Source organism: Rhodococcus sp. 008, from assembly GCF_001682295.1.
In the GTDB taxonomy this organism is placed as follows: Bacteria; Actinomycetota; Actinomycetes; order Mycobacteriales; family Mycobacteriaceae; genus Rhodococcus_F; species Rhodococcus_F qingshengii.
This window is the reverse complement of the sequence record NZ_CP012749.1, coordinates 5,469,102-5,491,924: the sequence shown is the minus strand read 5'-3', so window position 1 is coordinate 5,491,924 and position 22,823 is coordinate 5,469,102. Positions and strand designations below refer to the sequence as shown.

At 63.3% G+C, this 22,823-nt stretch carries 20 protein-coding genes; 8 read left to right on the top strand and 12 right to left on the bottom strand.

Annotated features, from left to right (window positions below):
- The first annotated feature begins 13 nt into the window (after positions 1 to 13).
- Positions 14 to 805, top strand: coding sequence for a hypothetical protein (locus tag AOT96_RS25560; RefSeq protein ID WP_042449131.1), 792 nt, complete (start codon positions 14 to 16; stop codon positions 803 to 805).
- Here AOT96_RS25560 and AOT96_RS25555 read toward each other — a convergent pair.
- The gene (locus AOT96_RS25555) at positions 795 to 2,588 is read right to left on the bottom strand and encodes an enoyl-CoA hydratase-related protein (RefSeq protein ID WP_065352468.1); all 1,794 of its coding nucleotides are present in this window, start codon (positions 2,586 to 2,588) and stop codon (positions 795 to 797) included. The two genes, AOT96_RS25560 and AOT96_RS25555, sit on opposite strands and share 11 nt — an antisense overlap.
- A 154-nt stretch (positions 2,589 to 2,742) precedes the next feature.
- Positions 2,743 to 3,234: a hypothetical protein gene (locus AOT96_RS25550; protein WP_083057176.1), complete on the bottom strand. Its 492-nt coding sequence runs from the start codon at positions 3,232 to 3,234 to the stop codon at positions 2,743 to 2,745.
- Between the two features lie 77 nt (positions 3,235 to 3,311).
- Between AOT96_RS25550 and AOT96_RS25545 the strand changes: the two genes are divergently transcribed.
- Positions 3,312 to 3,653 carry a metallopeptidase family protein gene (locus AOT96_RS25545; RefSeq protein ID WP_003944783.1) on the top strand — a complete coding sequence of 114 codons (342 nt, stop codon included), beginning with the start codon at positions 3,312 to 3,314 and terminating at the stop codon, positions 3,651 to 3,653.
- A 106-nt stretch (positions 3,654 to 3,759) separates the two neighbouring features.
- Positions 3,760 to 4,368 carry a hypothetical protein gene (locus tag AOT96_RS25540; protein WP_003945014.1) on the top strand — a complete coding sequence of 203 codons (609 nt, stop codon included), beginning with the start codon at positions 3,760 to 3,762 and terminating at the stop codon, positions 4,366 to 4,368.
- Between the two features lie 11 nt (positions 4,369 to 4,379).
- Here the strand turns inward: AOT96_RS25540 and AOT96_RS25535 are convergent, their stop codons facing one another.
- From AOT96_RS25535 to AOT96_RS25495, 8 genes are all read right to left on the bottom strand, one after another.
- Entirely contained in the window at positions 4,380 to 5,432 is a 1,053-nt protein-coding gene (locus AOT96_RS25535; RefSeq protein ID WP_054831632.1) for a ferrochelatase, read from the bottom strand.
- Positions 5,433 to 5,516: 84 nt separating this feature from the next.
- Entirely contained in the window at positions 5,517 to 6,314 is a 798-nt protein-coding gene (inhA, locus tag AOT96_RS25530; RefSeq protein ID WP_003944803.1) for an NADH-dependent enoyl-ACP reductase InhA, read from the bottom strand.
- A gap of 57 nt (positions 6,315 to 6,371) precedes the next feature.
- Positions 6,372 to 7,121 (bottom strand): 3-oxoacyl-ACP reductase FabG1, encoded by a 750-nt coding sequence (gene fabG1 / locus AOT96_RS25525; RefSeq protein WP_007727875.1) that lies wholly within the window; start codon positions 7,119 to 7,121, stop codon positions 6,372 to 6,374.
- A gap of 70 nt (positions 7,122 to 7,191) precedes the next feature.
- A complete protein-coding gene (locus AOT96_RS25520) occupies positions 7,192 to 8,172 on the bottom strand; it encodes a VWA domain-containing protein (RefSeq protein WP_003944878.1) in 981 nt (326 codons plus the stop codon).
- Positions 8,169 to 9,161: a DUF58 domain-containing protein gene (locus AOT96_RS25515; protein ID WP_065352466.1), complete on the bottom strand. Its 993-nt coding sequence runs from the start codon at positions 9,159 to 9,161 to the stop codon at positions 8,169 to 8,171. Before AOT96_RS25515 ends, AOT96_RS25520 begins: the two co-directional genes overlap by 4 nt.
- Positions 9,158 to 10,354 (bottom strand): AAA family ATPase, encoded by a 1,197-nt coding sequence (locus tag AOT96_RS25510; RefSeq protein WP_003944917.1) that lies wholly within the window; start codon positions 10,352 to 10,354, stop codon positions 9,158 to 9,160. The genes AOT96_RS25515 and AOT96_RS25510 overlap by 4 nt, the downstream gene beginning before the upstream one ends.
- A gap of 150 nt (positions 10,355 to 10,504) precedes the next feature.
- Positions 10,505 to 12,052, bottom strand: coding sequence for an NlpC/P60 family protein (locus AOT96_RS25505; RefSeq protein WP_003944866.1), 1,548 nt, complete (start codon positions 12,050 to 12,052; stop codon positions 10,505 to 10,507).
- Between the two features lie 451 nt (positions 12,053 to 12,503).
- Positions 12,504 to 13,094, bottom strand: coding sequence for an Rv1476 family membrane protein (locus AOT96_RS25495; RefSeq protein WP_065352465.1), 591 nt, complete (start codon positions 13,092 to 13,094; stop codon positions 12,504 to 12,506).
- A gap of 456 nt (positions 13,095 to 13,550) precedes the next feature.
- Here AOT96_RS25495 and acnA point away from each other — a divergent pair, with 456 nt between their 5' ends.
- Both acnA and AOT96_RS25485 read left to right on the top strand, forming a co-directional pair.
- Entirely contained in the window at positions 13,551 to 16,352 is a 2,802-nt protein-coding gene (acnA, locus tag AOT96_RS25490; protein ID WP_007727883.1) for an aconitate hydratase AcnA, read from the top strand.
- A gap of 180 nt (positions 16,353 to 16,532) precedes the next feature.
- Positions 16,533 to 17,099: a TetR/AcrR family transcriptional regulator gene (locus AOT96_RS25485; RefSeq protein WP_003944970.1), complete on the top strand. Its 567-nt coding sequence runs from the start codon at positions 16,533 to 16,535 to the stop codon at positions 17,097 to 17,099.
- 60 nt (positions 17,100 to 17,159) lie between these two features.
- Here AOT96_RS25485 and AOT96_RS25480 read toward each other — a convergent pair whose 3' ends face one another.
- Positions 17,160 to 18,791, bottom strand: a complete 1,632-nt coding sequence (locus AOT96_RS25480; protein WP_003944932.1) for an ABC-F family ATP-binding cassette domain-containing protein — start codon at positions 18,789 to 18,791, stop codon at positions 17,160 to 17,162.
- Positions 18,792 to 18,920: 129 nt separating this feature from the next.
- Between AOT96_RS25480 and AOT96_RS25475 the strand changes: the two genes are divergently transcribed.
- Both AOT96_RS25475 and AOT96_RS25470 read left to right on the top strand, forming a co-directional pair.
- Entirely contained in the window at positions 18,921 to 19,706 is a 786-nt protein-coding gene (locus tag AOT96_RS25475; protein ID WP_047270400.1) for an SDR family oxidoreductase, read from the top strand.
- A gap of 10 nt (positions 19,707 to 19,716) precedes the next feature.
- Positions 19,717 to 20,847: a lycopene cyclase family protein gene (locus AOT96_RS25470; protein ID WP_065352464.1), complete on the top strand. Its 1,131-nt coding sequence runs from the start codon at positions 19,717 to 19,719 to the stop codon at positions 20,845 to 20,847.
- 14 nt (positions 20,848 to 20,861) lie between these two features.
- Here the strand turns inward: AOT96_RS25470 and AOT96_RS25465 are convergent, their stop codons facing one another.
- Positions 20,862 to 21,833, bottom strand: a complete 972-nt coding sequence (locus AOT96_RS25465) for an alpha/beta hydrolase (RefSeq protein WP_003944869.1) — start codon at positions 21,831 to 21,833, stop codon at positions 20,862 to 20,864.
- Positions 21,834 to 21,982: 149 nt separating this feature from the next.
- On the opposite strand from AOT96_RS25465, the gene ku reads away from it, so the two are divergent.
- On the top strand, positions 21,983 to 22,822 hold the full coding sequence (gene ku / locus AOT96_RS25460) for a non-homologous end joining protein Ku (protein ID WP_197523608.1): 840 nt from the start codon (positions 21,983 to 21,985) through the stop codon (positions 22,820 to 22,822).
- Position 22,823 lies beyond the last annotated feature (1 nt).

Below are 22,823 nucleotides of genomic sequence, written 5' to 3'. Positions count from 1 at the left end.
AAACTTCACGGTCATGAGTTCTCCCAGCGCAACCCTCACCGTGTGGGCAGCGTCATGGCTCGCCGGCGACGCTGCGCCGGACGACGTCATCGACGCCCTTGCCGCGTGGGCACCGATGCACCTGATCGGCGCCGCCGATGCGGAAACCGCGGTCCGCCACGATCTCGAATGGCCGGGAGTCACGGCTTCCGGTGTGCCCACCCTGCTCAGAATCGCACGCTCGGAGGCTGCCGAGGTCCGCCTGGTCCTTCCTACGGCTGGTGATGTACGTGGTCTGCCCACCGGGACCGAGTTCGCGCGCGCTGCGATCGCAACGGGTGAAGGGATACAGATCGGCGCCGTCGGCAAGCCGGGAGTCGGACTCGTGCCGTCGAAGGAAGGCCCGGACGTCTTGCGATGGACGGTCTTCTCCATTCCCACTGTGGCGGGCAGCGCCGAATCGATCGGACTCCGCGAAGCCGAATACGAACTGCGCCAAGCTGTTCGGGACGCAGCCGAGGTGCTCGGCGGGCTTCCGGCCGTAGCCACCGGAATACCTGGAAACGACGCTCGTACGCTGGTCGCCGAAGCCCTGCAGGCACAGGCCGGACACCGCTGGCCGTCGACACTGTCACCTCGGCATTTGCAGGTGATCGACACCGCCGACAACGTGGCAGCCATTCTCACCGTGGCTGCGTCGGTATCGACCAATCAGGCCCCGAGCGTGTCTACTGCGCAGAGGCGTGACGACCTGCTGCGACGACTGTGGGACGTTGTTCGCACTGCCCGTGTCGCGTCGGCGAACAGCGTGTCGATCAGAGCTTGAGCACGAAGTTCCGGCGTTTCTCGGCAAACCCGTTGCGGTCACCGAACATGTCGATCTTCATCTCTTCGAGCTCACGCTCCTCGTAGGGCTCCACCGGATCACGTTCCAGTCGAAGACGTTTGCACTCCAGCATCGATTCCAGCCGATCTCCTTCGAGCAAGTCGGTGGCGACCTCGCGCAACCACGCCTCGAACAGATCCGGCCGCCTGGGGCCGATCGCGTCGACAAGTCCGATGTCCAAGGCTCGACGGATGCCGATCGCACTGCACTCGGCCAGCAGACTGCGGGCCTGCTGCTCGCCGACCCGAGCCGGAAGTGTGTACGTGTGCAGTTCCGAGCCGAACAGGCCCATCGTGGCGTAATGAGGATTGAGAACCACACCGTCCCTGGCCACGACTACGTCGGCTCCAAGCGGGAGCATGACCCCGCCGGCACCGGCGTTGCCTGTGAATGCCGCCACCACAACCTGTTCCGTACAGGTGACGATCGCTTTCGCGATCTCGTTGATGGCTTTGATGTTGGCCCACGCTTCTCCGGCTTGATCCGACGCGGCCTCGATGACGTTGAGGTGGATACCGTTGCTGAATCTGTCGTAGTCACCCGTCAGGACAAGGATCTTGGTGTCCTGCGCGATCGCCCAGCGGAGCCTGGAGGTCAGTCGCGCGCATTGCTTCGTACTCATCGCACCGTTGTAGAAGCGGAACGAGAGATATCCGATTTCGCCGTCGCGGTGATAGTCGGTCTCGGGGTAACGACTCTCCCAGACCTGTGGAACGAACACGTCCGGACGTACGACCGCGGTCGACGGAAGTTTGACATTGCCGGCGCCGACGAGCCGCGCATGTCCGATCCAAACGGAGCCCGCACCGGTGGCAACACGTATTGCCTGGTGGAAGTACTCGACGATGGTGCCGGGCGCTGCATCGACGTGGGTATCGAGGTGAGCGTCGTAGACGTAGACCCGGTCGAGCCCCAACTGAACGGCGACGCCGGGAAAGCCGTCGGCGGCGTTGACGGCGCGGACGATGCTCGACGCGTCTTGCTCCCAGCTGAAAACGCGATCGGCCTGTTTCATGCTGGGCCTCGATCGGGTCGAAGCCACGGGCCGCGCAACTAGGTCCGATGGGATCGCCTGGAAGTCAGGAGTTCGGAAATGTTCGACGACCTCCGTAATGCACTCCATCGCCGCGTCGGTGACTTCCTCGTTGTATACCGAGGATTTGGTTGCCCCGTTCCGGAGTTCGAACGTCCGCCAGGCCCACACCGCTCCGGCATCCAGTTCCTCGGCGGCCTGCAAAGCGGTCACTCCCCAGATCGGTTCGCCATCCGTTATCGCCCAGTCCAGCGACGACGGTCCGCGATCGCCGGGCGGGCCGGGATGGATGATGATCGTCGTCCACCGCTGCCAAACAGATTCCGGGACATAGGCTTTCAGAAACGGGCAGATGATGAGATCAAAATCTCCCGCAGACGTCGCGGCCAGCACTGCGTCCGCGTCGGCGACGACGGCTGTACGGACTTGGTGTCCCGCCTCGCGAAGAACAAGACCGGCCCGCTGCGAGAGACCGTTGTCGGAGGTGACGAGAAGGAGCACGCTCAACGGTGGCGCGAAGGTCGTACGTGGGCGTGAGCGCCGGAACAGCGCCGCCGTCGCCGCTCGCAGACGGCCCCTGCCCGATACACCTTCACGTAGCTTCGCCGTTGCTCCATCGCTGGAAATAGCCACAGAAGTCGTGAGCGCGGCCGATTTGGGCATCGGTCGCACTTCGGGGGTCGAAACCATGAATTCCTGCTCGCATGCTCGGGTATCTGCAGCGCAGACCAGACTCCCCCCAGAGCAGGACCGACGCACCGATAGATTGATTGAGGTATTTAGGGACTTTATACCTACCGTCGGTTTGTTTCAATAGCTATTTTCAAGCAAACCGTTTGATCGATCAACCCACAGACTTGTGATTGATCGCGATATGGCGGTCGATGCGAATATGTTCATCCAGCGTCGGGTAGCGCAAACCGGTGTCCTGGCTGTACCCCTGACGGCGCAACCAATCCAGGACGTCGCCCCAGAACCAGATCCCCCCGGCAACCGAGTTGTACGGAATCGGGAAAGGCGTAGCCGCCTGCCGGACCCCTCGCACCCACTGCCCGACAGCTTGCCGCGTCACCCCCGCACGGTCGGCAATGTCCTGACGTGACACCAGATCGGGATGTGTCCGCTGGGGACGCACGCCTGCAGCCACCAACTGGTCCACCACTGTGATAGCCGTTGTCGCCGCTCGCATACCTTCCGAGGTGAGCGTCAGCAGCTGCAGCCCGCGTCGGTCCTCGACCCTTCCGCCCAAGCTCTCTTCGATCGCCTGCTCTTGCGAGACTGTCAGCAACTGAACGATGAATGTGAATTCGTAACGGTGATAGAGGTCTTCGGCCACGCAATGAACATAGCCGTAAGCTGCACTGTTTCCACATGGACACACCCGGATCCCGCCCCCGCACGCACAATGGGCAAATGATCGACGTGGACGACAGCCAGTTCGAGGACATGGTCAAGCGGGCGCTCGACAGCCTGCCACCGAAATTGGGTGCGGAGATGGCCAATGTCGCAGTGACCGTTCAACTCGAAGGTGGACGACCGGGGCTACTCGGGCTGTATCAGGGCATCCCACTGACCAAGAGAACCACCACGTATGCCGGCGTCCTTCCCGACCGCATCACGATCTACCGCAGGGCCATCTGTGCGATCTGCAGCACCGAAGACGAGGTGATCGAGCAAGTTCGCCGAACAGTGATCCACGAAATCGGCCACCACTTCGGGATCGGAGATCCCCGGTTGCGTGAACTCGGATGGTGACAACCGACTCATCTACAAGTCGGAAATCAGCTAGAGGTTGATAATCGGCGAATTGTCATGTCAGCTGTACCAAGCCCGCAACAATTGAACACTTACAGGAGTTCGCATGGTCAATTTGATCCAGATCGCCCCGAAGAATGCCCCGACGTTCGCGATGAGCCGACAGAAGGCCGCAGAACTGCTGGGCATCTCGGTCGACAGCGTCGCGTTTCTCCTCAAGTCTCGCTATCTCCCGGATCTGGACGCCGGTCGGTTGATCTCGATGGCCAACCAGCCCTGGTTGTACTCGGACGGCGACTTTCCCGTCCTTCAGCAGGGCGCATCCGAACTTGCACCCAAGAAGATGCTGCCCGCACGTAAGTACATCGGCGAGAGCGCAATTCACTCCGACGCCGAATGCGTGGAGGCCAACCAGGGGCAGTGGGCGGGATTCAACGTCGACCATGTGCTCGGCGCCCGCTTCCTGCCTGTGACGCTGCGCAAGTTTCCGGTGTCGGTGCTGCAGATCCACGACGTCAACGACGACGACGAAGAACGCGTCTCGTTTGTCGCTACCCTCGCCGGGCGAGTCCGCGAACTGGGCGCGCCCGAACTCAACTACATAGACCCGTCACTGAGCCCCGAGGATCGACAGATCGTCGAGACGCTCCTCACCTCTCGCAGCACGTCCACCGTTCCCGGGCCCTGCGGAAAGCTCAAGCATCCGAACACCTGAGCGCCGGACCGTCAGCGGGGACGCTGAACGGCCGCGCAGCAATTGACTGCACACGAGAGACCGTTGGTGGTCGAGCCGAGCAGCGGCTCGACCCCCAGTCGCAGTGGCTGCTCGGCCTCGGCCAGTTCCCGAACGAGCGTGGGCACCAGCTGCGCGAAACGCTGATCGCGGCCGGGCGTTGCTGCCCGAACGAAATCCATCCCGAGTTCGGCTGCCTTGTCCTTGGCCTCGGTGTCCAGGTCCCACACCACTTCGAGGTGATCGGAGACGAAACCGACGGGGCATACGATCACGGCGCGAACATCTTTGGCGGACAACGTATCCAGGTGATCACAGATGTCGGGGTCCAGCCACGGAACCTGCGGCGGGCCTGATCGCGACTGCCACACCAGATCGAAATCCTCGACGCCGACGGCCTCGGCAACCAACTTCGCGGCCTCGGCGACCTGTCGACTGTAGAGATTTCCGCCCTCTGCCGGCGGCCCTGCATTGCGGTCTGCGGCACTCGGTACCGAATGCGCGGTGAACACCAGGCGCGCAGTATCGCGAGTCGCTTCGGGCAACTCTGCGCGGGCCGCGCGCACACCGTCGGCGAACGCGCCGACGACCAGCGGATGGTCGTAGTACTGGCGAAGTTTTGTCAGCGTCGGTGCGCCGTCACCGACCGCCTCACGGGCGCGGGCGATGTCCTCGTGGTACTGCCGACATCCGGAGTAACCACCCCACGCCGACGTGGCGAACACGGCGGCGTTGCGGACACCGTCCTCGCGCATCTTGGTAACGGTGTCTTCGACCATCGGGTGCCAGTTGCGGTTGCCGAAGTACACGGGCAAATCCACGCCGGCTGCTGCCAGCTCACCTTCGACCCGTTCGATCAGGTCTCGGTTGAGCGCGTTGATGGGCGAAACTCCACCGAAATGCATGTAGTGCTCGACGACGGCGTCGAGCCGCTCCGGTGGCACTCCCCTACCGCGCGTGACGTTTTCGAGGAACGGCCGTACGTCTTCGGGTTTTTCGGGACCGCCGAACGACAAAACGAGAAGAGCATCGAACTGCATGTCCATACTTGCGGTCATGAGTTCAATCTTGCGCGATGCCGTTCGGCGGGAGTCACCCGGGTACTCACCTGCGTAGTAGAAGGGGTGCTACTAGCCGACCATCGCGTGGAAGCCGCCGTCGACGTAGATGATCGACGCGGTCGTGCCGGGCAACCAATCCGAGAGGACAGTGCAGACCGTTTTGGCGACCGGCTCGCGATCGTCGACGTCCCAGCCGATGGGCGCAGCACCGTCCCAGGCGGTGTTCAGCTTGTCCAACTCCGCGCCCGGACCGGTGCTGTCACCGGCAATGGCCTTGGCGGCCAGGGTCTTGATCGGGCCGGAGGACACCAGGTTCGAGCGGATGCCGCGGACGCCGACCTCTTTGGCCACGTACCGATTGACGGCCTCGAGGGTTGCCTTGGAGACACCCATCCAGTTGTAGAAGGGCATTGCGCGTGCCGGATCGAAATCCATTCCGACGATGGACGCGTTGTCGTTGAGCACCGGCAGCAAGGCCTTGGCCAGTGCGCTGTACGAGTATGCGGACACCTCGAGTGCGACCGCCACGTCTTCCCACGGCGCATCCATGAACGGGCTTCCCAGGCAGGAGCGGGGAGCGAAGCCGATCGAGTGGACGACGCCGTCGATACCCTCGGGAGCCAGCTCGCGCACACGCTCGGCGAGAGAGGCGAGATCCTCCGAGCTCTGGACGTTGAGCGAGATTGCCGGCGGCACGGGCTGCGGCAGGCGCTGGGCGATGCGGTCGATGAGGCGCAGACGATCGAATCCGGTGATCAGTACCTTTGCGCCCTGCTCCTGCGCGACCTTGGCCACGTGGAACGCGATCGACGAATCGGTGATGATGCCGGTGACAAGAATGGTCTTACCCTCGAGCAAGCCGCCCATGAGATGTCCTCCTGATTTCAGACGTACGAGAAAGGTGTGCGTGTGCGAAAAAGCGGATCAGTGGCCCATGCCGAGTCCACCGTCGACGGGGATGACCGCACCCGAGACGTAGGCCGAATCGTCGGAGGCGAGGAAACTGACAACTGCTGCAACATCTTCCGGCTTTCCGGTCCGCTGCAACGGGATGAACTCGGTGGCCTTGTCCTTGACGTCGTCGCCCAGTGCTGCCGTCATGTCGGTCTCGATGAAACCTGGTGCGACGACGTTGGCGGTGATCGAACGTGAGCCGAGTTCCCTTGTCAGGGAACGAGCGATACCGACGATGCCTGCTTTGGACGCTGCGTAGTTGACCTGGCCGGCTTGTCCTGCCAGACCCACCACAGAGCCGAGGAAGATGAACCGTCCGAAACGCGCGCGCAGCATCGACCGGGTCGCACGCTTCGAGAGGCGGAACGTACCGGTGAGGTTCGCGTCGACGACGCTCGTGAACTGCTCTTCGCTCATTCGCATGATCAGTGTGTCGTCGGTGACGCCGGCATTGGCGACGATGACCTCGACCGGCCCCTGGTGCGCTTCGACCTCTTTGAACGCACGGTCGATCGACTCGGTGTCGGTGACGTCGCACACGACGCCGAACAACCCTTCGGGGACACCGGAACCGCGGTGCGTGACGGCTACCTTGTGACCGTCTGCGGCGAGCCGCTGAGCGACGGCCAAGCCGATTCCGCGGTTACCGCCGGTGACGAGCACCGAGCGAGGTGTGGTGACGGTCCGTTCGGAAACCACTGTCGTGGGAGGGGTAGACATGGCGATCAACCTATCAATTCTCTGCGGGCCGCGTACCAGCGGTATTTGGACAATTCGGAACTGCTCTCGATCAGGGCAGACGCTGCCTGCGTACCAGGGCAATCGTCAGACCAGCGGTCGCGAACACGACGCCGAGGACCAACCACGGTCGACTCGCGTCTCCTCGTGTCGTCTCGAAACCGATCTGCTCTTCGAGCGTGTCGTACACCTGGCGCAGTTCTTCGAGGCTCGATGCCGTGAAGAAACTTCCGCCGGAAAGGTTGGCGATCTCCTTCAATGACGCGTCGTCGACCGGGACGGGGATTCGGTCTCCTTCGATCTCGACTCGCCCGTATGTCGTTCCGAAGGAAATGGTCGAGATCGGAACGCCCTTGTCCTTGGCCTGACGGGCAGCGGTGAATCCGCCCCGCGGATCGTCCGAGTTCTCGGGAACGGTCTGCTTACCGTCGGACAGCAACACGATGCGCGCCGGTGGCGCCTGATCGCTGCCGCCGAGAACAGCCGACAGCGTGTCGATCGACTGCAACGAGGTGAAGATCGCTTCGCCCGTCGCCGTTCGCTCACTGAGCTTGAGGTTGTCGATGGCGACCTTCGTCGCGTCACGATTCGTGGTGGGCGACACCAGAACCGAAGCCGTTCCGGCAAATGCGACCAACCCGAGGTTGATGCCGGGAGTCAGACCGTCGGCGAACGACTTCGCAGCTTCCTGCGCTGCTGCCAATCGCGTCGGCTCGACGTCGGTGGCCTGCATCGACAGCGACACGTCGATCACGAGGATCACCGTGGCGCGGTTTCGCGGGACCTTCTTGTCTGCCGTCGGACCGGCAAGGGCGACGGTGAAGAACACCAATGCGATGACCATCAGAATCGCCGGAATATGACGCCACCGCCCGGGCCGCGAAGGCGCGACCTTCTCCAACAGTGCGAAGTTCGTGAACCGAAGTGTGTGCTTGGCTCGCTGCTTCTGCACGAGTACGTAACCGACCACCAACGCGGCGATGACAGCGAGGAACAGCAGCCACCACGGTGCGGTGAATTGAGAAAGACTCACGAACGAACGCCCCCAGTTCCGGCGCCGGCACCATAACTGTGTCGGCGTGCCGAGATGAATCTCACGACGTCGGCAATCCAGTCCCGATCGGTGTGCAGGGACATGAGCGGTGCGCCGCAACGACGTAGAGCTTGCCTGACCTCGACGCGGTGCTCGGCGGCGACTCTGGCGAAGTCGGCGCGCAATTGCGGCGTCGTGGTGAATTCTCTGGTCCGGCCGGACTCGGGATCGTGGAGCACCACGTCGCCCACGTCGGGCAGTTCGAGGTCTCGCGGATCGACCACTTCGACACCGAGCACGTCGTGCCGTCCTGAAATGGCGCGCAGCGAGCGTTCCCAGTCGATCGGTCCGAGGAAGTCACTGATGACCACCGCCAGTCCGCGCCGACGCTGTGGGCGTCTGAGCGCTTCGATCGCGCCGACCAGATCACCGCGTACCCCGTCCGGCGCGTGCGAAGTCGTCGCGATCTTGCGGAGCATCGCCTGTGCGTGAATTCGCCCACCGCGGGCCGGAATTCGAGTTGTCTGTGCGCCGGTCGAGATGATGGCGCCGACGCGGTTACCGCCCGAACTGGTCAGGTGAGTGATCGCCGCGGCTGCGGCGACGACCAGGTCGCGCTTCTCGCATCCGGCGGTCCCGAAGTCGAGACTTGCGGACAAGTCGATGACGAGCCACGTCTCGAGCTCACGATCTGCGACCGACTGACGCACGTGTGGGTGCGTCGTCCGTGCGGTGACGGACCAGTCCATCTGCCGCACGTCGTCGCCCGGCTGATACTCGCGGGCATCTCCCGGCTCCGAACCCGGACCGGGAATCAGGCCGAGATGATCGCCGTGCAGCACACCGTCGAGGCGGCGGCGAACCGTCAGCTCGAGGGTGCGCAGCGCAGCGGTGAGTTTGGGGTCGCTGAGCTCGCCGGATCGGAACGACGGCGGAGAACCGGTGGATCCGGCGGGTGTCGCCTGGCCACCGTCGCGGCCTTCGGTCACTGCGGGCGACTCATCGTCTCAGCGGTCGCGATCGGCGCGCCGTTGCCCTGCGGATTAGCTGTGCCCTGCGGATTAGCTGTGCCCGGTGCGTTGAACTGCGGTGCCTGCGGTGCGCCCTGCTGGGGCGGTCCGGGAACGGTAGGAACCGGCCGCGCGGCGATCTGCGGCAGTCCGACGGTCTGCAGCACCCGGGCGATGACGGCGTCGGGAGTCACCTCGTCGGCCATGGCGTCGTAGGAAAGAACGAGACGGTGACGCAACACGTCCGGGATCACCTCGATGACGTCCTGCGGCACTACGTAGTCGCGCCCGCGGACGAGAGCGAGGGCCCGCGACGCGGCGATGATGCCGAGCGTCGCGCGGGGTGAGGCGCCGTACGCGATCCAGCCGGCGACGTCCTCGAGTCCGACCTCACGCGGCGTACGCGTGGCGGCGATGACCCGGACAACGTAATCGACGAGCGCGTGGTGAACGAAGACGTTGCTGGCGACGCGTTGGAGCCTGACCAACTCCTCCGGACCGAGGATCTGGTGCGGCTCCGGGGCCGCGACGCCCATCCGGTAGACGATTTCGCGTTCTTCCTCCACTGTCGGGTAATCGACGAGGATCTTGAACAGGAAGCGGTCGCGCTGCGCCTCGGGGAGCGGGTAGACACCCTCGTTCTCGATGGGGTTCTGCGTCGCCATCACCAGGAACGGATCGGGCATGTGGTACCGCTTGCCACCGATCGAGACGTGGCGTTCTGCCATCACCTCGAGGAGCGCGGACTGCACCTTGGCCGGGGCACGGTTGATCTCGTCGGCCAACACGAAGTTGGCGACGACGGGGCCGAGTTCGGTGTCGAACTCCTCGCGGCCCTGACGGTAGATGCGCGTGCCGATCAGGTCGGTGGGCACCAGGTCCGGGGTGAACTGGACGCGGGAGAACGAACCGCCGACGACCTTCGCGAAAGTCTCGACGGCCAGCGTCTTGGCGACACCGGGTACGCCTTCGAGGAGGACGTGCCCCTTGGCGAGAAGTCCGACGAGAATGCGCTCGACAAGCCGGTCCTGCCCGACGATGACTCGCTTGACCTCGTAAATCGCTCGTTCCAAGGTCTGAACGTCGGCTGCCAGGGAAGGTGCTGCTCCGTCCGCACTTCCACTCGCCTTGCTTACGTCGACCGTTCCGACCGAATCTTCACGTGAGGTCACCAAGAATCCATCGCTTTCACCTAGAAAAGTACCGACAGTAACGTGTTCCCCGTCAACTATTCCAGGTAGTTGCGCTCGATGCCGTAACACCACGTCGGGAACTTGATACTTCCCTGACAATGCGGGTGTCAGCGGCATTTCCTCTGACGGTCAGGACACCAGTCGGACGGCGTACGGCGTCATTCCGCCCCACCGAACCGGTGAGACCATGACACTCGAACCGGATTGTGGTGCCTCGAGCATCTGACCGTTACCGAGGTAGAGCGCCACGTGTTGGCTGGCGTTGGGGCCGTAGAAGATCATGTCGCCGCGCTTCATCTCCGAAGACGGAACCTGAGTGCCTGCGGTGTACTGATAGCCGGTGTAGTGCGGCAGCGAGATCCCGATGCCGGCAAAGGCATAAATCATCAAGCCGGAGCAGTCGAACCCGACCTTGTTGAAGTCGCCGTAACTGTCAGCGACGCCGCCGTCACGGATGCCTCGCGTCGGACCGTTCTCGTCGCCGCCGCCCCAGGCATACTGCACGCCTAGCTGAGACATTCCGCGGTCGATGACGGATTCGATTGCAGCGCTTCCGGTGACGGAAGGCTTCGGAGTGGTGGGTTTCGGCGTCGTCGGCTTCGGGGTGGTGGGCTTGGGCGTCGTGACCGTTTCCTCGTCGGTGCCGGTCTCTTCGTCCGTGCCTGTTTCCTCGTCGGTCCCTGTTTCTTCGTCAGTCCAGGTGTCGTCGTCGTCCGGGATGACGGTCGGAGTCGGGTCTTCGACCGCGGTGTGCGGACGCTGGGCCGCTGCCAGTGCGGCAGCTCGATCCTTGGCTGCCTGGTCGGCTGCGGCACGGGCGGCGGCCTGAGCGGCCGCTTCCTTGGCAGCGGCTTCGAGAGCCTTCTGATGAGCTTCCTCGGCACGGCGCTGTTCGTCCCAGGTCGCGTATGCCTGGCGTTGACCCTGCAAGCCGGCGACGGCGTTGCGGGCGGCGTCGAGCTGAGCCTGGGCAGAGTTGCGCTCGGCTTCGATCGCGGCCTTCTTGGCTACCTGCTGATCGAGAGCGTTGCGCGCGATCTGAATCGCTTGCTCCGCCAGATCCTTCAGCTGCGCGGCGACCTCGGCGGCGGCATCGGCCTGCTGCTTGGCCTGGCGGGTCGCGGAATCCTTGTTCGCCTGCTCGGTACGTGCTCGCTGGAGACCGTCGAGCACTGCACTCTGCGTATTGGCGAGAAGCTTGAGGACCTGCGCGCGGTCGAGAACGTCGCCAGGACCCTTGGCGTCGAGGAACGACGAGATCGACGCAGTATTGGTGCCCTTGACGTAGCTCGAGCGTGCGTACTTGTCGAAGTCCGTCTGAGCGACCTCGATCTGCGCCGACGCGTCCTTCAGAGCTTGTTTCGTGACTCCGACGGCCTGCGCTGCGGAGTCTGCGGCGCCGCGAGCGTTCTGCAGATCCACGAGAGTCTTGTTGACGTCTTCACGCTTGATCGCAACTTCGTTGTCGAGTGCCGACAACTGTTCGTTTGCCGATGCGACTTGATTGATGAGCGCGCTGACGGTGCCGACGCTCGACGAGACCTGCGAATCTGCCGCGGCGATATCCGAGTCACTCGGATTCGGCGGCGGTGGCGGTACGGCCGAGGACATGGCCGGCGTCCCGACGATCAGGGATCCGACGACGCCGAATCCGATGACCAGTTGCGCCAGGCGCATCGATTTACGGGAAGGACCACGACGGGACTCGCCGCCACGTGTTACTTGCCTCACAAATAACTCTCCCTCGCGTGTAACGCCACGGCCCGCTGGGTCGCCGATCCGTGCGGGGAGGGAATGCGCAGACCAAGCACCGGTCGCCCACAGCCCGAGAGCTGCTCGTCGACCTGGACGTGCCGTACGAACGCCACCGTCGACACCTCGAGAACGAGGCAACCGACAAGTACGCGTCGAACAACATCAGCCTGTCTGCGACACTTCTTCCCCAAAAAGTGCCAGTTGTACCGTACGACACTCAAGCGTTCTTTGGAAACTTTAGCCACAAATAACACAAACGGTATTTGAGCTGGTCGAATGGCATGCAGGCACCAAAAAGGGCAGGTACTCACCGCAAACAGCAGTGAGTACCTGTTTTCGACGAGTTACTGAAAATCTCGCAAAAGGACCAAGGTCAGACGGAATCGGCCCGGTGGTCGAATGGTGCTGGTGTTTCCGAAGTCGAGGCGATATGTCTGGTTTGCGCGTTTTCTGGCTCTCGCCGCCACTTGACGGCAAAGGTAATTCCGGCAATAACCGCCACCACTGCGATGACAAGGACCGTGTAAAGCGTCCACGGCGGACCTGGCGCCACGATCTCGTGCGAGAAGCGGTCCGCGGTCACGCTTGCGCTTTCGCCGAAAGATCGGTCCTGTGCAGTTTCGAGCTGCACTCGACTGATCGAATCGCTGTAGCTACCCATCCAGTCAGGGCTCAGAACGAGAACCGTTCCGCCTTCTGTTTTGCCGACCGTCGTGGCCAGGTCTCGAAGATCGGACGGCCGGCCCGGATTTGCGTCGACTACTACGACGCTCAAGTCGACACCACGTTCACGAGCGTCGGTCACCACCGTGGTCAGCCCCGCAACATCATCCGCGGGGGCGGAGACGCCGTCCGTCGAAATGTCCGCGAGCACGTCGTCGAGATCGACGTCCGACGGAACAGCGACGTGCAACGGGGACTTCACGTGCACAGGCGCAAAAGCGTGATTTGTAGGAGCAGACATCTCTCATCCGGGTGCTGTTCGGATTCCGTCCACCGCTGAGATGCGGGGAGTTCTTCCGAGGTCGTTTTTCGGCGGCCGACCCGCGACGGGCCTGCATGCACCCTACTTCAGGTCGACTGCCACCAGGCGTCACACACAACCGCCGCGCGTGCCGCCCGAGCGGTAGCTGTGGGTGCGGTCACCCAGCCAAGCCTGCGTTGCGCAGGCCCGCAGTCTGCATGAAGATTGTTTCGGTCAACTTGCCCTGAATTCTCACAGGACAAGCGTACTGTTAGACTTGGACCAAGAGGTACCACCGGTCAGGACAGGTTCTACTGCAGCTCCGATGTTCGGACAGTTCTCACGCGAACTGTGCGATTGGCGTGAGCTACGGAGAATCTTCCCGGCCGAAGTACCTCGCTTCAGCTGCCGACACAGCCCCGTCGGTAGCGACCCTCATAGACGAGTGGAGCAGACGTGAGCACCAGTATCGATTCATTCGGAGCCAAGGGAACCCTCGAGGTCGGTGAGAACTCTTACGAGATCTTCCGCCTCTCGGCCGTCCCCGGCACCGAGAAATTGCCCTATTCCTTGAAGGTTCTCGCCGAGAACCTTCTCCGCACCGAAGACGGCGCCAACATCACCGCGGATCACATCCGCGCAATCGCAAGCTGGGATCCCTCAGCCGAGCCGAGCATCGAAATCCAGTTCACGCCTGCCCGCGTGATCATGCAGGACTTCACCGGCGTTCCTTGCATCGTCGACCTCGCCACCATGCGTGAGGCCGTCACCACCCTCGGCGGCGACCCGAACAAGGTCAACCCGCTCTCCCCCGCCGACATGGTCATCGACCACTCGGTCATCCTCGACGTCTTCGGCCAGGCCGACGCACTCGAGCGCAACGTCGACCTCGAATACGAGCGCAACGGCGAGCGTTACCAGTTCCTCCGTTGGGGCCAGGGCGCATTCGACGACTTCAAGGTCGTCCCCCCGGGAATGGGCATCGTTCACCAGGTCAACATCGAGTACCTGGCACCCACCGTCATGTCGCGTAACGGACAGGCATACCCCGACACCTGTGTCGGCACCGACTCGCACACCACGATGGTCAACGGCCTCGGCGTGCTCGGCTGGGGCGTCGGCGGCATCGAGGCCGAGGCAGCAATGCTCGGCCAGCCCGTCTCCATGCTGATCCCCCGCGTCGTCGGATTCAAGCTCTCCGGTGAGATCAAGCCCGGCGTCACCGCAACCGACGTCGTGCTCACCGCCACCGAGATGCTCCGTAAGCACGGCGTCGTCGGCAAGTTCGTCGAGTTCTACGGCAACGGTGTTGCCGAGGTTCCGCTCGCGAACCGCGCGACGCTGGGCAACATGAGCCCCGAATTCGGTTCCACCGCAGCGATCTTCCCGATCGACGCCGAGACCATCGAATACCTGCGCCTCACCGGCCGCAGCGACGAGCAGCTCGCTCTCGTCGAGGCGTACGCCAAGGAACAGGGCCTGTGGCACAACCCCGACAAGGAACCCGTCTTCTCGGAGTACATCGAGCTGGATCTGGGAACCGTTGTTCCCTCGATCGCCGGCCCGAAGCGCCCGCAGGACCGAATCCTGTTGTCGGAGTCCAAGACTGCGTTCCGCAAGGACATCCACAACTACGTGGAAGAGAACCACCCGACCGAGCACACCCAGCTCGACGAGGCCGTCGAAGAGTCCTTCCCGGCTTCCGATCCCGCGGTTCTGTCGTTTGCCGACGACGGAGCGGTCGACGTTCTCTCTGCTGCCAACGGTGCAGAAGGCCGTCCGAGCAAGCCGGTCGTCGTCAAGTCCGACGCCGGTGAGTTCGTTCTCGACCACGGCGCCGTCGTCGTTGCAGGTATCACCTCCTGCACCAACACGTCCAACCCGTCGGTCATGCTCGGTGCTGCACTGCTCGCACGCAACGCCGTCGAGAAGGGCCTCGCCACCAAGCCGTGGGTCAAGACCAACATGGCTCCCGGTTCGCAGGTCGTCACCGACTACTACGAGAAGGCCGGCCTGTGGCCGTACCTCGAGAAGCTCGGTTACTACCTCGGTGGTTACGGCTGCACCACGTGCATCGGTAACACCGGACCGCTGCCCGAGGCAGTCTCGAAGGCGATCAACGACAACGACCTCTCGGTCACCGCGGTGCTCTCGGGTAACCGTAACTTCGAGGGACGTATCTCCCCCGACGTCAAGATGAACTACCTGGCTTCCCCGCCGCTCGTGATTGCCTACGGCCTCGCCGGAACCATGGACTTCGACTTCGAGACCGATTCGCTCGGTAACGACACCGACGGAAACCCCGTCTACCTCAAGGACATCTGGCCGTCCACGCAGGAAATCGAAGAGACCATCAAGTCCTCGATCGACCAGGACATGTTCCGCAAGTCGTACGCAACCATCTTTGCGGGCGACAGCCGCTGGCAGAACCTCGAAACCCCGAAGGGTGACACCTTCGAGTGGGACGAGAACTCCACCTACGTGCGGAAGCCACCTTACTTCGACGGCATGACGATGGATCCGGCTCCGGTCAAGGACATCAAGGGCGCTCGCGTCCTCGCACTGCTCGGCGACTCGGTCACCACCGACCACATCAGCCCGGCAGGTCCGATCAAGGTCGGTACCCCCGCTGCGCAGTACCTCGACTCCCATGGCGTCGAGCGTGCGGATTACAACTCGCTCGGCTCGCGTCGCGGTAACCACGAGGTCATGATTCGCGGAACGTTCGCGAACATCCGTCTGCGCAACCAGCTCCTCGACGACGTCTCGGGTGGTTACACCCGCGACTTCACGCAGGAAGGCGCACCGCAGGCATTCATCTACGACGCGTCGCAGAACTACCAGGCAGCCGGCATCCCGCTGGTCGTCCTGGGCGGCAAGGAGTACGGCTCCGGATCCTCGCGTGACTGGGCAGCCAAGGGCACGAGCCTGCTCGGCGTCAAGGCCGTCATCACCGAGTCGTTCGAGCGCATCCACCGCTCCAACCTGATCGGCATGGGCGTTGTCCCGCTGCAGTTCCCGGTCGGCGAGTCCGCAGGTTCGCTCAAGCTCGACGGCACCGAGACCTTCGACATCGAAGGTGTCGAGAAGCTGAACGAGGGCGTCACCCCGAAGACCATGAAGGTCACGGCGACGCGCGAGAACGGCGAGAAGGTCGTGTTCGACGCAGTCGTACGCATCGATACCCCCGGCGAAGCGGATTACTACCGCAACGGTGGCATCCTGCAGTACGTGCTTCGCAACATGATCCGCGGCTAGTAGGCACTACGTGCCTGTGAGCACTTTCGGCCCCTGACGGGTCACAAAGCGCTCACGACCACTTTCGCCGGAAGGCGAACCAGGTTTCATCGGTGGTCGTGAGCGCTTTGTGCACTGAGTCGACATTCAGCGCCTACGGCCGAAAGTGCTCACAGGCAACCCGACAAAGGAGGGATGCCCGTGCCCAAGGTCAGTGAAGACCATCTCGCGGCACGGCGCAGTCAGATCCTTGACGGCGCCCGCCGCTGCTTTGCGGAATACGGCTACGACGGCGCCACAGTTCGCCGTCTCGAAGAAGTCACCGGTTTGTCCCGCGGAGCGATCTTCCATCACTTCAAGGACAAGGACGGCCTGTTCCTCGCTCTCGCAAGCGAGGATGCGAGCCGGATGGCAGATGTCGTCGCCGAAGAGGGCCTCGTCCAGGTCATGCGGGACATGCTCGCGCAGCCCGACCAATTCGATTGGCTGGGAACGCGACTGGAGATAGCGCGTCGACTGCGCAACGACGCCGATTTCCGCGAGAAGTGGTCACAGCGCTCCGTAGAACTGACGGAAGCGACCAGTGCGCGCCTCGCCAGACAGAAATCGGCAGGCAGACTCCGTGACGACGTCCCCACCGAAATTCTGATCGGGTATCTGGATCTGGTGATGGACGGCCTGGTCGCGAGAATCGCCTCCGGCCACGGCGTCGACAACCTGTCAGCGGTTCTCGATCTGGTCGAGGAATCGGTGCGGCGGAGAGACTGAGGGGCTTCGCCCCTGTGCGCCTTTTTGGTAGTTCCCACTACCAAAAAGGCGCACAGGGGTTTAGGCGAGCTGGATCAGCTCGAGGTACTCCTGCGACCAGTGGTCCTCGTTGCCGTCGGGCAGGAGGATGACTCGCTCGGGGTTGAGGGCCTCGGCAGCGCCCGGATCGTGGGTGACCAGGACGACGGCACCGGTGTAGCTGCGGAGCGCGTCGAGCACCTGCTCGCGTGAGATCGGGTCCAGGTTGTTGGTGGGCTCGTCGAGAAGCAGAACGTTGGCAGCGGACGACACCAGTCCGGCCAGAGCCAGACGCGTCTTTTCACCACCCGAGAGCGTTCCGGCCGGCTGTTCGAGCTGTGGGCCGGTGAACATGAAGGCACCGAGCAGAGAACGCAGTTCCTGCTCCCCTGTGTCCGGCGCGGCGTGGCGGATGTTCTCCCACACGGACGCGTCGTCGTCGAGGGTGTCGTGCTCCTGAGCGAAGTAGCCGACCTTGAGTCCGTGACCGGCGATCAGCTCACCAGCGTCCGCTTTCTCCGCGCCCGCGAGGATGCGGAGCAGTGTGGTCTTACCTGCACCGTTGAGTCCGAGGATAACCACACGAGACCCACGATCGATCGCGAGATCGACACCGGTGAAGATCTCGAGCGAGCCGTACACCTTGGTGAGGTTCTTGCCCATCAGCGGAGTCTTGCCACAAGCGGCGGGTTCGGGGAAACGAATCCGCGCAACCTTGTCCGAGACACGTTCGGCATCGAGGTTCGCCATCAATTTGTCGGCTCGCTTGGCCATGTTCTGAGCCGCGACGGCCTTGGTTGCCTTTGCGCCCATCTTGGCGGCCTGAATCCGCAGCGCACCGGCCTTCTTCTCGGCGTTGGCGCGCTCACGGCGACGACGCTGCTCGTCCGTGGCACGAGCGTCGAGGTACTTCTTCCAGTTCATGTTGTAGACGTCGGCCTCACCGCGGACGGCATCGAGGAACCACACGCGGTTGACGACGTCGTTGAGCAGGTCGACGTCGTGGCTGATGACCACCAGTCCACCCTCGTGGTTCTGGAGGAAGCCACGCAGCCAGGTGATGGAGTCGGCGTCGAGGTGGTTGGTGGGCTCGTCGAGCAGCAGAGTCGTGTCCGAGCGGGCACCGCTGCCGTCGGAGGCGGCGAAGAGGATGCGCGCCAATTCGACGCGACGACGCTGACCGCCGGACAGCGTGCTGAGCGGCTGCCCGAGAATGCGGTCTTCGAGTCCGAGGCTGCTGGTGATGCGTGCAGCTTCACTCTCGGCTTCGTATCCGCCGAGGGCCGAGAACCGATCCTCGAGCTGACCGTACTTCTTGACCGCGCGGTCCTGCGATTCCTGATCGAGCACCTCGCCCATCAGAATCTGCTGCTTCTCCATCTCGCGGAGCATCGTGTCGAGGCCACGTGCGGAGAGAACCCGGTCCTTGGCGAGGACGCTCAGGTCGCCCTCTTTGGGGTCCTGCGGGAGGTATCCGAGTTCACCGGTACGTACGACGCTTCCGGCATATGCCTCACCTTCGCCGGCGAGGATGCGCAGTGTGGTCGTCTTTCCGGCTCCGTTACGTCCGACGAGTCCGATCCGGTCGCCCGGCTGGATGCGCAACGAAGGCCCGGGAGCCGTGAGAAGGGTGCGGACACCGGCACGAACTTCGAGGTCAGTGGCGGTAATCAAGCAAACTCCTCAGGAAAAACGACGAATACGGGTAAACAATGCCTGACTACAGACACAAGAACTATCGATTTTACCGTGACCTGACGGTCGTTCCGACCAGCAGCGTGTGAGTCCGCTAACGTTCGGGACATGACTAGCGAAAACAGCACTCGTCCTCGCGACCTCGAAGGCCGTGCCGCCATCGTCACCGGCGCAAGTCGCGGAATCGGCAAAGCTGTCGCCGCCGAACTCCTCGCTCGCGGTGCCGACGTCTTGATCACAGCCCGCAAGCCGGAGCCCCTCGAGGCCGCCGCATCCGAGCTGTCCGCTCTGGGGCACGGCGGAAAGGTCGTCGCATTCGCGGGCAACGCAGCCGATGCCGAAGCCCGCTCCGGTGCCGTCGACCGCGCCGTGTCCGAATTCGGTTCACTCGACATTCTGGTCAACAACACCGGAATCAACCCCGTCTTCGGTTCGCTCATGGAAGCGGACCTCGACGCCGTGCGCAAGATCTTCGACGTGAATGTGGTTGCCGCCCTCGGTTACGTCCAGCAAGCACATCGGGCATGGATGGGCGAACACGGTGGAGCCGTCGTGAACCTGGCAAGTGTGGCCGGGATCCGGTCGACGGGCGTCATCGCGGCGTACGGCGCGTCGAAGGCTGCGCTCATCCGCCTGACGGAAGAACTGGCCTGGCAACTGGGACCGAAGATTCGTGTCAACGCCGTAGCTCCCGGGATCGTCAAGACGCAGTTCGCGGCAGCCCTGGTCGCTGCCGGCGAGGACAAGGCGTCGGCGGGCTACCCGATGAAGCGGCTCGGCACCCCCGAGGACGTTGCCGGTCTGGTCGGCTTCCTCGTCTCCGACGCGGCGGCGTGGATCACGGGCGAGACGGTCCGGGTCGACGGCGGTCTGCTCGCAACGGGATCGATGTAGTGCGCCGGTCGTGAGCACAGACAACTCTTCCGCCGACGTGGTGATCGTCGGTGGCGGCCCGGCCGGGCGGGCACTCGCCACCCGCTGTATCGCCCGGCAACTCACCGTCGTCGTTGTCGATCCGCATCCCCATCGGGTGTGGACGCCGACCTATTCGGCGTGGGCTGACGAGCTGCCGTCGTGGCTGCCGGTCGATGTGATCGCAAGCCGGATCGAACGCCCGAGCGTGTGGACCCGCAGACAGAAAACGCTTGATCGCACATATTGCGTATTGAATACATCTTTACTGCAATCATTTCTCTCGGGCACATCCGTACAGTTCAGAGCCTTGCGTGCTCAAACACTGTCACCCACCGCCGTCCTGTGCGTGGACGGATCGCAGCTGAGGGGATCAGTCGTCATCGACGCCCGAGGTACCGAACTGACGGTGACAACAGCGCAGCAGACCGCCTTCGGAGTGATCGTCGACCGCGCTCTGGCCGATCCGATTCTGGGTAGTGGCGAAGCCTGGTTCATGGACTGGCGACCAGACAACGGCGCCTCCGACGCCGACACTCCGTCGTTTCTCTATGCGGTCCCACTCGATGACGAGCGAGTTCTCCTCGAGGAGACCTGCCTCGTCGGCCGGCCGGCGTTGGGACTCCGCGAACTCGAAGCGCGTCTGTGCACCCGACTTCACAATCGGGGCTGCGAAGTCCCCGACGACGCACCGGTCGAGCGAGTCCGTTTTGCAGTCGAAGGCCCGAAGGAGTCGTTCGCCGACGGTGTCCTCCGGTTCGGCGGGCGAGGCGGTCTGATGCATCCGGGAACCGGATACAGCGTTGCCTCGTCACTCGCCGAGGCAGACGCTGTCGCCAAAGCAATCGCCGACGGTGGAGATCCCAACGCGGCGCTCTGGCCGCGGTCGGCCAAGGCGGTGTCTGCCCTTCGCCGCGTTGGCCTGAACGCACTTCTCACCCTCGGCTCGGGAGAGGTCGCGACATTCTTCGACACGTTCTTCGATCTACCGGTCGAGGCTCAGCGGTCCTACCTGTCCGATCGGCGGGACGCGTCCGCGACGGCGAAGGTGATGGCAACCCTGTTCCGATCGTCACCGTGGCACGTCCGAAAGACGTTGATGCGCGCGCCGTTTCTGAGGTGAGCACTCCGGACCGACTACTGCGCTCCCATCGAGCCGGCGATCATCGGCCAGGAATTGTGTAGGTCGTCCTGCCAGTAGCCCCACGAGTGGGTTCCAGTCGGCTTGAAGTCGAAGGTCGCGGGGATGCCCAGTGCGTTCAGTCGGTCCGCCAAGCCGTGCGTGCACCCGTTGACTGCGGATTCGATGATGCCGCCGACGACGATCTGATTAAGGAGGGCTCCGGGATTTCCGTTCACATCGGGTGCCTGAAGGTTGTCGTGCGGACCTGGCAGCCCGGATCCGGTGGAAACGTACAGTGCGGTCCCCCGCAACTTCTCCGCGTTCACGACCGGATCGTTCTCGCGCCACCCCGGACCGTCGAACGGTCCCCACATGTTTGTCGGATCAGCGCCACCCCGCGCGCCGACCACCAACCGCACATAGTCCTGACCCGGCTGGGTGGAAGTCTCCGCGCACCCGCTGTAGGCCCCGACACTCCGATAAAGCCCTGGTGCCGAGATCGCGAGATTGAGTACCGACGTCGCCGTCATCGAAATCGCCGCGATGGAGTTGACCCCGTTGGTACCGAACTGCGCATCGATGACGGGCGGCAGTTCGCGAGTGAGGAACGTCTGCCACTTGTTGCGCCCGAGTACGGGATCGTCTTTCTGCCAGTCGGTGTAGTAGCTGAACGCACCTTCCAGCGGCGTCACGACGTTGACGTTCTTGTCGGCGAAGAAGTCCAGGACATCGGTCCGTCCTTCCCACGTTGCACTGTCCTCGCCACCACCGGCGCCGTTGAGCAGATACAACGTGGGCCGTGGGGCGCTCGTGTCGGCGGGGAGGATCACCTCGAGTGGAATGTCGCGGCCCATCGCATCGGAGTGGACGCTGATGGTTACGGTGCGTGCCGGATCTGCGTTCGCGGGCCAAGGCGCAAACAGCAGTGGAACCAGTGAAATCGCCAGCGCCGCGGTGACGCGTCGACGGTAGGTTCGGATTCTCATCGGAGCGTCTCCCCAGGTGTGCGAGTCGGGTTCTCGAAGCGGATACCCGCTCGATACGCCCCGAACCGACCCATCCACACGCAACGGTTCGGGATCAACCGTGATCGTTTGCCTCGCGCAAACGGCCGGCGGCGACCATCATGGGAGGCATGCGCTCGATTTGGAAAGGCTCGATAGCCTTCGGTCTGGTCAACGTCCCGGTCAAGGTGTACTCGGCGACCGAGGACCACGACATCCGATTTCACCAGGTCCATGCAAAAGACGGTGGCCGCATCAAGTACAACCGTGTGTGTTCCGAGTGCGGAAACACGGTTCAGTTCGCGGACATCGACAAGGCGTACGACTCGGAAGACGGATCGCGCGTCATCTTGAGCGACGAGGACTTCAACAAACTCCCGGCTGCGGAGAAGCACGAGATTCCGGTGCTGGAATTCGTGGCGAACGATCAGATCGATCCGATCTTGTTCGAGAAGAGTTACTTCCTCGAACCCGATTCGGCGTCGCCGAAGGCGTACGTCCTGCTTTCGACTGTGCTCACCGAGAGTGATCGAACGGCACTGGTGCATTTCACGCTGCGACAGAAGACGCGCCTGGCCGCGATGCGCGCTCGCGATGGTGTTCTGGTGATCCAGACCTTGCTGTGGCCCGACGAAGTTCGTGCAGCAGAGTTCCCTTCCCTCGACGACGTGGAGAAGCCGAAGGCGAAGGAACTGAAGATGGCGCAGACGCTGGTCGAGAGCATGGCGGGCGACTTCGATCCGACCGAGTTCACCGACGACTACCAGCTCCAACTGAGGCAGTTGCTCGACGAGATGATCGAGAACGGCGGCAAGAAGGTCATCCCGGCCGCCGAGGTCGACCAGGAGGGCACCGACGCAGAGGTGGTCGACCTGGTTGCCGCACTGCAGCGCAGTGTGGACGAAGCGAAGTCGAACGCCTCCAAGGCCGGCTCGTCGAAGTCGACCACACCGAGGAAGAAACGAGCCTGAG